General features: G+C 70.1%; 14 protein-coding genes. 5 read left to right on the plus strand and 9 right to left on the minus strand.

Going from position 1 to position 12770, the window contains the following annotated elements; translation table 11 throughout:
- Positions 1 to 14 precede the first annotated feature (14 nt).
- The 5 genes from AB1K56_RS06660 to AB1K56_RS06680 form a co-directional block, all read right to left on the minus strand.
- Positions 15 to 422 carry a rhodanese-like domain-containing protein gene (locus AB1K56_RS06660; RefSeq protein ID WP_371205003.1) on the minus strand — a complete coding sequence of 136 codons (408 nt, stop codon included), beginning with the start codon at positions 420 to 422 and terminating at the stop codon, positions 15 to 17.
- Between the two features lie 277 nt (positions 423 to 699).
- Positions 700 to 2544 carry a cytochrome bc complex cytochrome b subunit gene (locus AB1K56_RS06665; protein ID WP_371205004.1) on the minus strand — a complete coding sequence of 615 codons (1845 nt, stop codon included), beginning with the start codon at positions 2542 to 2544 and terminating at the stop codon, positions 700 to 702.
- Entirely contained in the window at positions 2541 to 3599 is a 1059-nt protein-coding gene (locus AB1K56_RS06670) for a Rieske 2Fe-2S domain-containing protein (protein ID WP_371205005.1), read from the minus strand. Before AB1K56_RS06670 ends, AB1K56_RS06665 begins: the two co-directional genes overlap by 4 nt.
- A gap of 43 nt (positions 3600 to 3642) precedes the next feature.
- The gene (locus tag AB1K56_RS06675; protein ID WP_371205006.1) at positions 3643 to 4455 is read right to left on the minus strand and encodes a c-type cytochrome; all 813 of its coding nucleotides are present in this window, start codon (positions 4453 to 4455) and stop codon (positions 3643 to 3645) included.
- 14 nt (positions 4456 to 4469) lie between these two features.
- Positions 4470 to 5141 carry a heme-copper oxidase subunit III gene (locus AB1K56_RS06680; protein WP_136587715.1) on the minus strand — a complete coding sequence of 224 codons (672 nt, stop codon included), beginning with the start codon at positions 5139 to 5141 and terminating at the stop codon, positions 4470 to 4472.
- A 133-nt stretch (positions 5142 to 5274) separates the two neighbouring features.
- Here AB1K56_RS06680 and trpD point away from each other — a divergent pair, with 133 nt between their 5' ends.
- Both trpD and AB1K56_RS06690 read left to right on the plus strand, forming a co-directional pair.
- Complete coding sequence (gene trpD / locus AB1K56_RS06685) at positions 5275 to 6336, plus strand: anthranilate phosphoribosyltransferase (protein ID WP_371205007.1); 1062 nt, start codon at positions 5275 to 5277, stop codon at positions 6334 to 6336.
- Between the two features lie 3 nt (positions 6337 to 6339).
- Positions 6340 to 7332, plus strand: a complete 993-nt coding sequence (locus AB1K56_RS06690) for a PHP domain-containing protein (protein WP_371205008.1) — start codon at positions 6340 to 6342, stop codon at positions 7330 to 7332.
- A gap of 22 nt (positions 7333 to 7354) precedes the next feature.
- On the opposite strand, the gene AB1K56_RS06695 is transcribed toward AB1K56_RS06690, so the two are convergent.
- The gene (locus AB1K56_RS06695) at positions 7355 to 8266 is read right to left on the minus strand and encodes a 5'-3' exonuclease H3TH domain-containing protein (protein ID WP_371205009.1); all 912 of its coding nucleotides are present in this window, start codon (positions 8264 to 8266) and stop codon (positions 7355 to 7357) included.
- Between the two features lie 62 nt (positions 8267 to 8328).
- On the opposite strand from AB1K56_RS06695, the gene AB1K56_RS06700 reads away from it, so the two are divergent.
- The 3 genes from AB1K56_RS06700 (at position 8329) to AB1K56_RS06710 (ending at position 10386) form a co-directional block, all read left to right on the plus strand.
- Positions 8329 to 8742 carry a YchJ family protein gene (locus AB1K56_RS06700; RefSeq protein WP_371205010.1) on the plus strand — a complete coding sequence of 138 codons (414 nt, stop codon included), beginning with the start codon at positions 8329 to 8331 and terminating at the stop codon, positions 8740 to 8742.
- A gap of 202 nt (positions 8743 to 8944) precedes the next feature.
- Positions 8945 to 9613, plus strand: coding sequence for an SDR family oxidoreductase (locus AB1K56_RS06705; protein WP_371205011.1), 669 nt, complete (start codon positions 8945 to 8947; stop codon positions 9611 to 9613).
- A complete protein-coding gene (locus tag AB1K56_RS06710; protein WP_136587708.1) occupies positions 9610 to 10386 on the plus strand; it encodes an isocitrate lyase/phosphoenolpyruvate mutase family protein in 777 nt (258 codons plus the stop codon). The genes AB1K56_RS06705 and AB1K56_RS06710 overlap by 4 nt, the downstream gene beginning before the upstream one ends.
- Positions 10387 to 10499: 113 nt before the next feature.
- Here the strand turns inward: AB1K56_RS06710 and AB1K56_RS06715 are convergent, their stop codons facing one another.
- From AB1K56_RS06715 to AB1K56_RS06725, 3 genes are all read right to left on the minus strand, one after another.
- Positions 10500 to 11147: an LON peptidase substrate-binding domain-containing protein gene (locus AB1K56_RS06715; protein WP_371205012.1), complete on the minus strand. Its 648-nt coding sequence runs from the start codon at positions 11145 to 11147 to the stop codon at positions 10500 to 10502.
- A 114-nt stretch (positions 11148 to 11261) separates the two neighbouring features.
- On the minus strand, positions 11262 to 12281 hold the full coding sequence (locus AB1K56_RS06720) for an aromatic acid exporter family protein (RefSeq protein ID WP_371205013.1): 1020 nt from the start codon (positions 12279 to 12281) through the stop codon (positions 11262 to 11264).
- A 38-nt stretch (positions 12282 to 12319) separates the two neighbouring features.
- Entirely contained in the window at positions 12320 to 12688 is a 369-nt protein-coding gene (locus AB1K56_RS06725) for a winged helix-turn-helix transcriptional regulator (protein WP_371205014.1), read from the minus strand.
- Positions 12689 to 12770: the final 82 nt, after the last annotated feature.

The raw sequence follows: 12770 nt of genomic DNA on the forward strand, positions 1-12770 counted from the left end.
AGCCCTGAGCCCACTCAGGTGCGGACGACCATGACGGTGGGATCGAACACGCGGTCGAGCGCGCCCTCGTCGTTCTCGGCGGGCTGGCCTTCGCGCACCCAGTACTCATAGCCGCCGATCATCTCGCGCACCCGGTAGCCGAGCTCGGCGAAGGCGAGAGCACCCTTCTGGCCGGCGTTGCAGCCGGGGCTCCAGCAGTACACGACGACGTCGACGCCGCGGTCGATCTCTCGCGGAGCGCGCTCCGAGATCTCGCGGTAGGGCATGTGGACGGCCCCGGAGATACGGCCCTGGGCCCAGGCCTCGGCGCCACGCACGTCGACGAGGATGAATCGATCGCCGGCCTTCTGCGCGGCGTAAACGTCGGACGGGTCCGTTTCGTGGGCGAGACGGGTACGGAAGTAGTCGAGAGCCTCGGTCATGACTCCACCGTAGGTGCGGTGCGTCGCGCGGGGGAGGGCGGCGGATGCCATCCATCGTCGGGTTCCGGACAGGGGGTGCCGTCGCCCGGAGCCGCCGGCCTCGCGCCGCTCGCCGGTCGCGGAGGACGTCGGAGCCGATCGACGTCCGCGTTCACGCTGCGGACGGTGCTCCGCGCGGGACAGGGGAGGGACGCCTCCGGTGCCGGCACGCGCCTTCCTCCTCCAGGTACGACAGAACCCCCGGCGCGGAAGCGCCGGGGGTTCTGTACGGGAGGTGTTACTCGCCCTTGTCGTCCGAGGAGCGGTTGCGCTCCTCGAGACCCTTGGGAGCCGGGATCTCGACCTCGACCCGCTCGCCGACCGCGTTGCGGGGGCGGCCGTCCTCATCGGCACGGGCGTTGGCGCCGGCGATCTCGTCGGCCTCCTCGTGGTCGATGTGGTCGAGCTCGTGGTGCTGGTGGGCGACCGCGGCGTCGAGTTCGGCCTGGGTGAGGGGAGCGAGGCGGTCCTCGAAGAACCAGCGCGAGATCGACGCGCGGAAGTTCTCGTGCCAGGGGATCTGACCGTTCGCGTTGGGGCGCACGACCAGGGGCTCGTAGGTCTCGTTGTCGACCAGCTTCCACCGCTCGTACTCGTCGACGGGCTGGTGGACCTCGATGTACTCGCCGCCGGGGAGGCGCACGATTCGACCGGACTCGTAGCCGTGCAGGGCGATCTCACGGTCCTTCTTCTGGAGCGCGATGCAGATGCGCTTCGTGACGAAGTAGGCGAGGATCGGGCCCAGGATGAGCAGGGCCTGCAGGACGTGGATGACGCCTTCCATCGTGAGGTGGAAGTGGGTCGCGACGATGTCGGACGAGGCGGCCGCCCACATCACGGCGTAGAACGTCACTCCGGCCGCGCCGATGGCGGTGCGGGTCGCCGCGTTGCGGGGACGCTGTGCGACGTGGTGCTCGCGCTTGTCGCCGGTCACCCACGCCTCGATGAAGGGGTACACGAGCACCAGGACGATGAACAGACCCAGGACGCCGACGGGGATGATGATGTTCCACGAGAACGTGTGGCCCCAGAGGACGAACTCGAGGTGCGGCGGGATCAGACGGAGCATGCCGTCGGCGAAGCCGATGTACCAGTCGGGCTGCGTACCCGCGGACACCGGGGAGGGGTCGTACGGTCCGTAGTTCCAGATCGGGTTGATCGTCACGAGGGCGGCGATCAGGACGATCACGCCGAACGTGATGAAGAAGAAGCCGCCCATCTTCGAGGCGTAGACCGGGAGCATCGGGTAGCCCACGACGTTGCTGTTCGTGCGGGCGGGGCCGGCGAACTGCGTGTGCTTGTTGATGATCATCAGCATGAGGTGCACGGCCAGCAGAGCGACGAGGATCGCGGGGAGCAGGAGGATGTGCAGCGTGTACAGGCGTCCGACGATCGCGGTACCGGGAAACTCTCCACCGAAGAGGAGGAACGAGGTCCAGGTTCCGATGATCGGCAGACCCTTGATCATGCCGTCGATGATGCGCAGACCGTTGCCCGACAGCAGGTCGTCGGGGAGCGAGTAGCCGGTGAAGCCCTCGGCCATCGCGAGGATGAAGAGGATGAAGCCGACGACCCAGTTCAGCTCGCGGGGCTTGCGGAACGCACCGGTGAAGAACACGCGCAGCATGTGCACGCCGATACCGGCGACGAACACGAGAGCGGCCCAGTGGTGGATCTGACGGACGAGGAGACCGCCGCGCAGGTCGAACGAGATGTGCAGCGCGGACTCCATGGCCGCCGACATCGCGATGCCGCGCATGGGCTCGTAGGCGCCGTTGTAGTGCGTCTCGACCATCGAGGCCTGGAAGAAGAACGTCAGGAACGTGCCCGAGAGCAGGACGACGACGAAGCTCCACAGGGCGATCTCGCCAAGCATGAACGACCAGTGGTCGGGGAAGACCTTGCGGCCGAGCTCCTTGACGATGCCCGACATGCTCGTGCGCTCGTCGAGGTAGTTCGCGGCCGCACCGACGAACTTGCCGCCCAGCGGCTTGCCGTCGCGCCCGGCCGGAGCCTGAGGCGGACCCGAGTAGACGGCCGGCTCGGTCGTGACGTTCTCGGTGGGGTGGGTACCGATGCTCATGAGCGCTCCCAGAAGCTGGGGCCGACGGGCTCGTGGAAGTCACTCTTCGCGACGAGGTAGCCCTCGGCGTCGACGGTGATGGGGAGCTGCGGCAGGGGACGGGCGGCCGGGCCGAAGATGACGGCCGCACCGTTGGCGACGTCGAACTGCGACTGGTGGCAGGGGCACAGGAGGTGGTGGGTCTGCTGCTCGTACAGCGCGACGGGGCAGCCGACGTGCGTGCAGACCTTCGAGTACGCGACGATGCCGTCGTACGACCAGTCCAGGTTGTTGGTCTCGGGGTTCAGCTGCTCGGGCTGCATGCGCATGAGCAGCACGATCGCCTTCGCCTTCTCTTCGAGGTAGCCCTCGTCGTGGCCGAGGCCGGCGAGCTCTTCGGGGATGACGTGGAAGGCCGAGCCCAGGGTGACGTCGGCGGCGCGGATCGGGCGACCGGACGGGTCGTGCGAGAGGCGCATGCCCTCTTTCCACATGGTGTGGCTGAGGAGCTTGACCGGGTCCTGGTCCTGCGGAGCGAGACCGCGGAACAGCGTGATGCCGGGGATGACCGAGGCGATCACAGCGGCGAAGAGCGAGTTGCGGATGATCTCGCGGCGACCGAACCCGGAGTCCTTGTCGGCCTCGGCGAAGACGTTGACCGCCCCTTCGCGCACCTGGTCGCGACCACGCGTGGCGTGGCGGTCCTCGATGTACTCCTTGTCGGACATGACCGACTTGCCCCAGTGGATGGTGCCGATGCCGATCGCCAGCAGCGCGAACGCGATGCCGAGGCCGATGAAGAGGTTGTTGTAGCGGATGTCGATCAGCGCGCCCGACTCGATCGGGAAGATCATGTAGGCGATGCTCGCCCAGATGCTCGCCGCGACCGAGAAGTAGAAGAGCGTGTAGACCGTGCGGACCGCGCGCTTCATCGCCTCCGGGTCCTGGTCCGTCATGCGCTGACGGTGGCCGGGGAGGCCCGGGTTCTGTACGGCGTCGGGAACCGCGACGGCGAGCCCCGAGCCGGGCTTCCAGGAAGCCCTCTCGTGCTCGAGTGCGTCGTCCTCGTGTGCCATGGTGCTGTGCTCCTCGTGCTTTACGGAATGTCGAAGACGACGGTCAGTTGGACTTCGCCGTGATCCACACGGTCAGGGCGATGAGCGCCCCGATCCCGAAGATCCAGATGAAGAGACCCTCAGAGACCGGACCGAGCGAGCCGAGGGCGTAGCCACCGGGGGAGTCGTTCTTCTGGAGGTACATCAGGTAGGAGATGACGTCGCGCTTGTCTTCGGGGGTGAGGTTGAGGTCGTTGAAGACCGGCATGTTCTGCGGGCCCGTGACCATCGCGGCGTACATGTTGACCGGGGTGACGGTGTGCAGATCCGGAGCCCACTTGCCCTCGGTCAGCGCACCGCCGGCACCGGCCACGTTGTGGCACATGGCGCAGTTGATGCGGAAGAGCTCGGCGCCGTGCGACAGGTCGCCCTCTCCGTCGACCAGGTCGGCGGAGGGGTACTCGGGTCCGGGAGCGGCCGACTGCACGTAGGCGGCGATCGCGTTGATCTGCTCCTCCGTGAACTGCGGCGGCTTGACCGGCGCCTGCGGGCCCTGGGCCTGCAGCGGCATACGACCGGTCGAGACCTGGAAGTGGACCGACAGCTCGCCGACGCCGAACAGCGACGGGCCCTGCTGGCTGCCCTGCAGGTCGAGACCGTGGCAGGTCGCGCAGTTCGCCTGGAAGAGCTTCTGACCCTCTTCGACGGCGGTCGCGGAGTTCACCTCGCTCTCGGGGACGGTCGAGGTGGCGGCCATCGCGGCGGACGCACCGGCGTAGACGCCTCCGGTGAGGAGGAGTCCGATGCCGATGAGCGCGGCGGCGGCCAGGGGGCTCCGGCGCCCGGATGCCCGACGAGTCTTCTTCTCGCGTGCCATGTGGTGCAGCTCTCTTACTTGAGGAAGTAGATGACGAAGAACAGGGCGATCCAGACGACGTCGACGAAGTGCCAGTAGTAGGACACGACGATCGAGGTGGTCATCTCTTTCCGACCGAAGTTCTTCACGGCGTACGCGCGACCGATCACGAGAAGGAAGGCGATGAGGCCACCCGTCACGTGCAGGGCGTGGAAGCCGGTGGTGAGGTAGAAGGCCGAGGCGTAGGGGTTGGCACTGATGGGCATGCCCTCCGCCACCAGCGTCGCGTACTCCCACACCTGACCCGACACGAAGACCGCGCCGAGGATGAAGGTGAGGTAGAACCACTCCACCATTCCCCACTTGAGGAAGCCGGTGCGCTTGCCCGTGCGGTACGGCTGATACCGCTCCGCGGCGAACACGCCCATCTGGCACGTGACCGAGGACAGCACGAGGATGATCGTGTTGACGGTCGCGAAGGGGACGTTGAGCAGCTGCGTCTCTTCGGCCCAGAGGGGCGCGGAGGTGCTGCGCAGGGTGAAGTAGATCGCGAACAGGCCGGCGAAGAACATGACCTCGCTGCCCAGCCACACGATGGTGCCCACGGCGACCGGGTCGGGTCGCTTCACGGCACGCACGGCCTGGGAATACGTCGCTGAGGTCGTCACCGTTCCATTATGCGCGATCCCAGGCGCTGATATTCCCATCCCGACCCTGCGATATTCCATCGTCGAGACTTAGGGAAGCCTCAGAATCCGCAAGGAATCCCCGGTACGGGAGCGGTTCCGCCCGCCCGACCCGTCGCGCGTGCGCGCGACACGCGTGTGAAAGGATCGTCGCATGGCGGAACGCTTCACCTGGCCCGATCTGCTCACCTCTCTGCTCGGGGGCGTCGACCTCAGCGTGTCGGAGTCGACATGGGCCATGCGACAGGTGATGGCGGGCGAGGCGACGCCCTCTCAACTGGCGGGTTTCCTGATGGCCCTGCGAGCCAAGGGCGAGACCGTCGAAGAGATCGTCGGGTTCCGCGACGCCATCCTCGAGGCCGCGGTCCCGCTGCCCGTGCGCGCCGAGGTCCTCGACATCGTCGGCACCGGGGGCGACCGCTACGGCACGGTGAACGTGTCGACGATGGCGGCCGTCGTGGCGGCGGCATCCGGAGTCCCCGTCGTCAAGCACGGCAACCGCGCCGCCAGTTCTGCTTCGGGGTCGAGCGACGTCCTGTCGTCGCTGGGCATCGCCCTGACCCTGTCGCCTGAGAAGGTGGCTGAGACGCTCGATCGCACGGGTATCACCTTCGCGTTCGCGTCGGCCTTCCACCCCGGGTTCCGTCACGCGGCGGCGACGCGCTCAGAGCTCGGCGTCCCCACTGTCTTCAACTTCCTGGGGCCTCTCTGCAACCCCGCCCGCGCGGAGGCGAACGCGGTCGGTGTCGCCCACCTCGACCGCGTCCCCCTGATCACCGGGGTGTTCCGCACGCGCGGTGCGACGGCGCTGGTGTTCCGGGGCGACGACGGCCTCGACGAGCTCACCACCACGGGGCACAGCCGCGTGTGGGAGATCAGCCGCGGTGACGTGCACGAGCACGATCTCGATCCGCGGGATCTCGGCATCCCCCTCGCCGACATCGACGACCTGCTGGGCGGCTCTCCCGCTCACAATGCCGAGGTCGTGCGCCGGGTGCTGGGCGGTGAGACCGGGGCGGTTCGCGACATCGTGCTCCTGAACGCGGCGGCGGGACTGGTCTCGTTCCGGCTGTTCCAGGATGCCGCCCAGGTGCAGCGCCCGATCCTGGAGCGTCTCGCGGAGGCGATGGCGGATGCCGCCGCGGCGATCGACGACGGACGAGCGTCGGCGAAGCTCGACGCGTGGGTGCAGACGTCGAAGGATCTGGCGGAGTAACGCATGGACCCGCTCGACGCGCTCACCGAGATCGCGTATCTGCTCGAGCGGGAGAGATCATCGCGCTACAAGTCGAAGGCGTTCCGCACGGCCGCCGCGGCGATCGAGGGCCTCTCTGATGCGCAGCTGAGCGATCCCGGTCTTCGTCGTCGGCCGGGTATCGGCGATTCGACCTTCGCGGTCATCCAGCAGGCGCTCGCGGGCGAAGTTCCGGAGCGGCTCGCCGCGCTGCGCGCGGAGAACGCCCCGGTGGGCGGCGGGGAGCTGCGGGCGCGGTTGCGCGGTGATCTGCACAGCCACAGCGACTGGTCGGACGGGACGACGCCGATCGATGCCATGGTGGACGCGGCGCGCCGCCTGGGTCACGAGTACCTCGCCCTCACCGACCACTCGCCGCGTCTGACGGTCGCGAACGGCCTGTCGCCCGAGCGGCTGCGGGCGCAGATGGAGATCGTGCGCGGACACCGCGGCGACGGGTTCACCCTGCTGACCGGGATCGAAGTCGACATCCTCGACGACGGCGATCTCGATCAGCAGGACGATCTGCTCCGCGCTCTCGACGTGGTCGTTGCATCCGCCCATTCCAAGCTGCGCATGGAGCGTCGGGCGATGACGACGCGTCTCGTGGCCGCGGCGCGGGATCCGCGGGTCGACGTGCTGGGGCACGTGACCGGTCGACTCGTCGAGGGGGCGCGGGGGACGCGCCCACCGTCGGAGTTCGACGCGGAGGCGGTCTTCGCGGCCTGCGCGGCGTCGGGGGTCGCGGTCGAGATCAACTCCCGTCCGGAGCGCCAGGATCCTCCGGACGACCTTCTCGCTCAGGCCGTCGCGGCGGGGTGTCTGTTCTCGATCGACTCCGACGCGCACGCTCCGGGTCAGCTGTCGCTGCTCGATCACGGCGCGGCGCGCGCCGAGGCCCTCGGGGTGCCGACCGAGCGCATCGTCACGACCTGGCCGCTGCCCCGCCTGCGGGAGTGGCTCGAACGCGAACGCTGAGTCCGAGGTCGGTGGGCTGAGGTCAGTGGGGGAGCGCGGCGAGGGCCCGGCTCATCGACGAGCCCAGGTTCCAGCGCTCGGCCAGGGCGGTCGCGGCGGCGGCGTCGACGGGGCCCAGCGCGTCGTCGAAGGGGGCGAGCGTCAGATCGCGCGCGACGCGCACGACCGTCGGGGCGACGTCGAGATAGGCGCCTGCGGCGGCGATCTTCGCGCGCTGCGCGGGGGTGCCCGCTGTTCCGTCGGCGACGGCGGCGCGGATGGCGTCGAGAGAGCCGTGCGCGGCCAGCAATGACGCGGCGGACTTCTCGCCGATCCCCGCGACACCGGGCAGACCGTCGGAGGGGTCTCCCCGCAGCACCGCGAAGTCGGCGTACTGCGCCGCGTGCACGCCGTACTTGCCCACCACCGCGGCGTCGTCGACGATCTCGAGGTTGCTCATGCCCCGCGCCGTATAGATGATCCGGATGCCGCGGTCGTCGTCGACCAGCTGGAACAGGTCGCGGTCGCCGGTCACGATGTCGACCGGGGCGTCGGCCCGGGTGGCGAGGGTGCCGATGACGTCGTCGGCCTCGTGCGCGGCCGCGCCGACCACGGGGATGCCGAGGACCGTCAACGCCTCGCGGATGAGCGGGATCTGGGCCTCGAGGGGGTCGGGGACCTCTTCGACGTCGGGTCCCGCGGCGACCGCCTCGACCACGCGGTGCGCCTTGTAGCTCGGGAGCAGATCCACGCGCCAGGCGGGACGCCAGTCGTCGTCCCAGCAGGCGACGAGGCGCGTGGGGCCGTAGGTCGTCACGAGCTTCGCGATCATGTCGAGCAGACCCCGCACCGCGTTGACCGACGACCCGTCGGCCGCCTTGACCTTGTCGGGCACGCCGTAGAAGGCGCGGAAGTACAGCGACGCGGTGTCGAGGAGCATGATGCGGTCGGTCACGGTCTCGATCCTGGCACGCTCGCTCGGACGAGACGGCGGGCGGCGCGACCTAGAGTGGCGAGATGTCTTTCGGGTCGGCATCCTCTCGTCCGTCGGTCTCCCGTCCGTCGGCGCACGCGCCGTGTCCGTGCGGGGGCGGGGTGTTCGGCGCCTGCTGCGCGCCGATCCTCGACGGTGCCCCCGCGCCGAGCGCGGAGCGGCTGATGCGCTCGCGCTACACCGCGTTCGCGGTGGGTGACGAGGCGCATCTCGTCCGGTCGTGGCATCCGCGGACCCGGCCCGAGCACATCGACCTCGACGACGGCACGGTGTGGACCGGTCTCGACATCGAGGAGGCCGTGGGGGACGGGGATGCCGCTGTGGTGGCGTTCCGCGCGCGCTGGCGGCAGGCCGGCCGGGACGGAGAGCTGGTCGAGCGGAGCCGCTTCGCGCGGCGCGGCGGGCGGTGGGTGTACGTCGACGGCGACGTGACGTGAGCGTCACGGCCGGGTCGTCAACCCCGCGGGGGCGTGTCGGGGGTGCTGCGTAGGGTCGGTTGCGGATCCTCGACGAATGAGGCGCGACACGATCCGAGGGAGCGTCCCGCTCCACGGAAAGCAGGTCGGCGAGGCGCGCGCGGACGACCGCGCGACCGCGTGATCCATCAGACGGCGATCGACACATCGGGAGGACAGTGACATGGAACGCATCGTGATCATCGGAGGACACGGGAAGGTGGCCCTGCACCTCGCGCGGCTGCTCGCCGATCGCGGCGACGAGGCGACCTCCGTCATCCGCAACCCCGATCAGGCCGGCGACATCGAGCAGGCGGGCGGGACGCCCCTCGTGCTCGACGTCGAGAACGCCGACACCGACGAGATGGCCGCGGCCTTCGAGGGGGCCGACGCGATCGTCTGGTCGGCGGGTGCCGGCGGCGGCAGCGCGGAGCGCACGTACGCCGTCGACCGTGACGCCGCTCAGCGGGCGATCGACGCCGCGGCCCAGGCCGGCGTGCGCCGGTTCGTGATGGTCTCGTGGATCGGGTCGACGCCCGACCACGGCATCGACCCCGAGGACTCCTTCTACGCCTACGCCGACGCGAAGCTCGCGGCCGACGACCACCTGCGCGCGAGCGACCTGGACTGGACGATCCTCGGTCCCGGGACCCTCACGCTCGACCCGCCGTCGGGACGCATCACCACGGCCCCGCAGGGCAAGGGCGAGGTCTCGCGCGCCGACGTGGCCGCCGTCGCCGCGGCCGTGCTCGTGCAGCCCGCGACCGTCGGACGCTTCATCCGCTTCGGCGCGGGCGACACGCTCATCGCCGAGGCGATCGTGGCCGATCACACCGCCGGGGGCGACGCGTGACCGCCGTCGCCGACCGCGCGCGGACCCTCGCCCGGCTGCACGCCGCCCCCGAGATCCTGCGCGTCGTGAACGTGTGGGACGTCGTGTCGGCACGGGCCGTCGCGGCTCTGCCCGAGACGACGGCGCTCGCGACCGCGGGCCACTCGATCGCGGCGACCTTCGGCTACGAGGACGGGGAGAACATCCCCGTGGAGCTCATGCTCGACATGGTCGGGCGCATCGTCGCCGCCGTCGACGTGCCGGTCAGCGCGGACCTCGACGCCGGGTTCGGCGATCCCGGCGAGACGACGCGTCGCGCCATCGGCGTCGGGGTGGTCGGTGCCAACGTCGAGGACCGGGTCAAGCCGCTCGCAGAGGCCGTGGCGGCCGTCGAAGCGGTGATCGCCGCCGGGGAGGCCGAGGGCGTGCCGTTCGTGCTGAACGCCCGGACGGACGTGTTCCTGAAGGGAGCCGACCGGCCCCTCGACGACAAGATCGCGGATGCCGTGGAGCGCGGCCGCGCCTTCCTCGCGGCGGGAGCCACCTCGGTGTTCGTGCCCGGCAAGCTCGACGCCGAGACCACCCGGCGCCTCGTCGAGGGGCTCGGGGAGCGCACGCTCAGCGTCATCGGCGTGCCGGGCAACCTCGCCGCGGCGGAGTACGAGTCGCTGGGCGTGGCGCGCATCTCGTACGGACCGCAGACGCAGCGCGTGGCGCTGACGGCGCTGCAGGACCTCGCGATCGACCTGTACGGGACCGGGGTCATCCCCTCGTCGGTGCGCGAACTCAACTGACGGTCGGGTCGCGCCCGGAGGTCGTCGTCGGCGACCCTCCGGGCGCGGTCTCGTCGGTCCGCGTGCGGGGCCGCGGCGGCGGCCCCCGAGCGGGGTGTTCAGCCGGCCTCGCGTCAGCTGTCGTCGTCGTCCTCGTCGACGACGATCACGCCATCGGGGACGGGATCGCCGAGCAGCGGCTCCGCCGCGAGCGTGAGGTCGATCGTCGCGCGCAGCAGCCCTCCGAGCGTCTCGGACCGCAGGAGCTCCATCTGATCCAGCTCTCCCAACGGCGCGATCGCCGCGACCTGCCATGCCCGGGGCAGGGGCTCCTCCGACAGTTCGACCTCCGGGTCCCAGCGGGTCCCGCCGAACTGCCCGGCGCGGCCGAGGACGCGTCGCACGATGCGTTCGGCTTCCTCGAGCAGGGGGAGAAGAGCCTCGTTCCACTCCAGATCGGGCAGCGCGCGCACGTCGGCGCGCGGATACGGGGAGTCGTCGAGCCACTCGACGATCTCGAAGCGTTCGGTGCCCTGCGCGACGATCTGCATCTGTCCCGCCTGGGGCACCACGTGGCTGAGCCGCGCCATCGTGCCGAGCGCGAAGCGTTGATCGCCGCCGCCGGTCTCGGAGCCGCGTTCGATCAGCACCACCCCGAAGGCGGGGTCGGTCTCATCCAGCAGGCGGCCGAGCATGACGAGATAGCGCTCCTCGAAGATCCGCAGCGCGAGGGGCGTGTGCGGGAAGAGGACGGCTCCGAGGGGGAACATCGCGGTACCCATGGGCCCAGTCAACCAGCGCCGGATGCCGTCGGGGCCGAGCCGGCTCCGATACCCAGGGGGCTTGCGGATTGGGCGGGATTCCGTCAGGCGCAGCCGCGGCCGACGGTGCTCTTCTCAGTCGTCGGCCTCCCGCAGCGTCTCGTGCACGCGATGCAGGTCCATCAGCAACGACCCCACCAGGACCCAGTGCAGGGGAGAGGGCGTCTGGATCTGCAGCGGCCGGGTCAGCGCCGGCCCCTCGTCGACGGATTCCTCCGGTCCCGCGTCGAGGGCGAAGGCGAGACGCACGTCGTGCGCGGCGCGGTGCAACTGCTCCGCGATGGCGCGCACGGCGGGTTCGTCGGCGATGGAACTCTCGTAGCCGTCGTAGACCGCACGGGTCATGCCCACCGTCTGCGTCACCACGGGCGTGAAACGGTCGAGCAGGGCACCCATCTGCGCGAGGTCGGCGCGGTGACGGTTGTTGCGCGGGTTCAGGGCGAGCGAGTCGGCTCCGTCGCGGAGGGCATCGGCCGCGGCATCCCGCACCGGGCGAAGGAGTCGGGCCTCGAGGAGGAGTCCCTCGAGGGATGCCGCCGTCTGCGGCGTCTCGAGGGCGTCGGCGAGTCTCTCGAGCGCGGCCGCCAGCTCGCGCCCCAGCACGTCGACCTTCTCGCGAGCCGCGGGCACGAGCACGGGCGGGACGAGGGCGGCGTTGACGATGATGCCGATCGCCGCGCCGATCAGGGTCTCGAGCACGCGGTCGAGGGCGTAGTTGGGGGTGGCGGTCCCCAGGGCGAGCACGAGCAGTGCACTGATGGCGATCTGGTTGGTCGCGCCGGCGGATATGCGCGCGGCCCACGCGACCAGCAGCGCGACCCCGGCGGACAGGAGCGCGACCCACGGCTGCGATCCGAAGGCGAGCCCGAGAAGGGCGGCGATGACCACTCCGACGATGACGCCCACGCTGCGCTCGACAGCGCGGGTGAACGACTGGTTGATGCTCGGCTGCACCACCAGCAGGGCTGCGATCGCGGCGAAGATCGGCGGCGGGCCCTGCACGAGCCATCCCGCGACGAGCCAGGCCGCCACGATCGCGATCGCGGACTTGCCCACCTGCAGCAGCGGCACGCGCCGCGGCGCGCGGACGGTCATGCTGTCTCTGACCGTGCGGAGAGCGGGGATGCGCACGATCACTCCGAGCGACCGACGATGTCGTCGGCGTTGTCGGCGACCCACTCCATGAGCGGGATCACGCGGGTCATGAGGTCACGCCCGCGCGGGGTGAGGGCGTACTCGACGCGCGGCGGCACCTCGGGGTAGGCCGTGCGCTGCACGAGCCCGTCGCCCTCGAGCGTCTTGAGCGTGCTGGCCAGCATCTTCTCGCTGATGCCCGAGACGTTGCGGCGCAGGACCCCCCAGCGCTGCGTCCCGTCGGACAGGGCGAGGAGCACGAGGACGCCCCACTTGCCCATCACGTGGTCGAGCACGGTGCGCGTGGGGCACCCGTCGGTGAAGATCTCGGGATTACGGCCGCGGAGATCGGCAAGACTGACGCTCATGTGAGTACCTAACCAGAAAGTGGGTACCTGCATTCCGGAATGCGAGGTCGTCGGAGCGGTTGCACCGGTCGTACCGATCGAA

Source organism: Microbacterium sp. BWR-S6Y (assembly GCF_041379845.1).
Taxonomy (GTDB): Bacteria; Actinomycetota; Actinomycetes; order Actinomycetales; family Microbacteriaceae; genus Microbacterium; species Microbacterium hydrothermale.

Coding starts and splice junctions, on each gene's coding strand:
- AB1K56_RS06660 (WP_371205003.1), bottom strand. CDS start 422: ATGACCGAGGCTCTCGACTACTTCCGTACCCGTCTCGCCCACGAAACG.
- AB1K56_RS06665 (WP_371205004.1), bottom strand. CDS start 2,544: ATGAGCATCGGTACCCACCCCACCGAGAACGTCACGACCGAGCCGGCC.
- AB1K56_RS06670 (WP_371205005.1), bottom strand. CDS start 3,599: ATGGCACACGAGGACGACGCACTCGAGCACGAGAGGGCTTCCTGGAAG.
- AB1K56_RS06675 (WP_371205006.1), bottom strand. CDS start 4,455: ATGGCACGCGAGAAGAAGACTCGTCGGGCATCCGGGCGCCGGAGCCCC.
- AB1K56_RS06680 (WP_136587715.1), bottom strand. CDS start 5,141: ATGGGAATATCAGCGCCTGGGATCGCGCATAATGGAACGGTGACGACC.
- trpD (WP_371205007.1), top strand. CDS start 5,275: ATGGCGGAACGCTTCACCTGGCCCGATCTGCTCACCTCTCTGCTCGGG.
- AB1K56_RS06690 (WP_371205008.1), top strand. CDS start 6,340: ATGGACCCGCTCGACGCGCTCACCGAGATCGCGTATCTGCTCGAGCGG.
- AB1K56_RS06700 (WP_371205010.1), top strand. CDS start 8,329: ATGTCTTTCGGGTCGGCATCCTCTCGTCCGTCGGTCTCCCGTCCGTCG.
- AB1K56_RS06705 (WP_371205011.1), top strand. CDS start 8,945: ATGGAACGCATCGTGATCATCGGAGGACACGGGAAGGTGGCCCTGCAC.
- AB1K56_RS06715 (WP_371205012.1), bottom strand. CDS start 11,147: ATGGGTACCGCGATGTTCCCCCTCGGAGCCGTCCTCTTCCCGCACACG.
- AB1K56_RS06720 (WP_371205013.1), bottom strand. CDS start 12,281: ATGACCGTCCGCGCGCCGCGGCGCGTGCCGCTGCTGCAGGTGGGCAAG.
- AB1K56_RS06725 (WP_371205014.1), bottom strand. CDS start 12,688: ATGAGCGTCAGTCTTGCCGATCTCCGCGGCCGTAATCCCGAGATCTTC.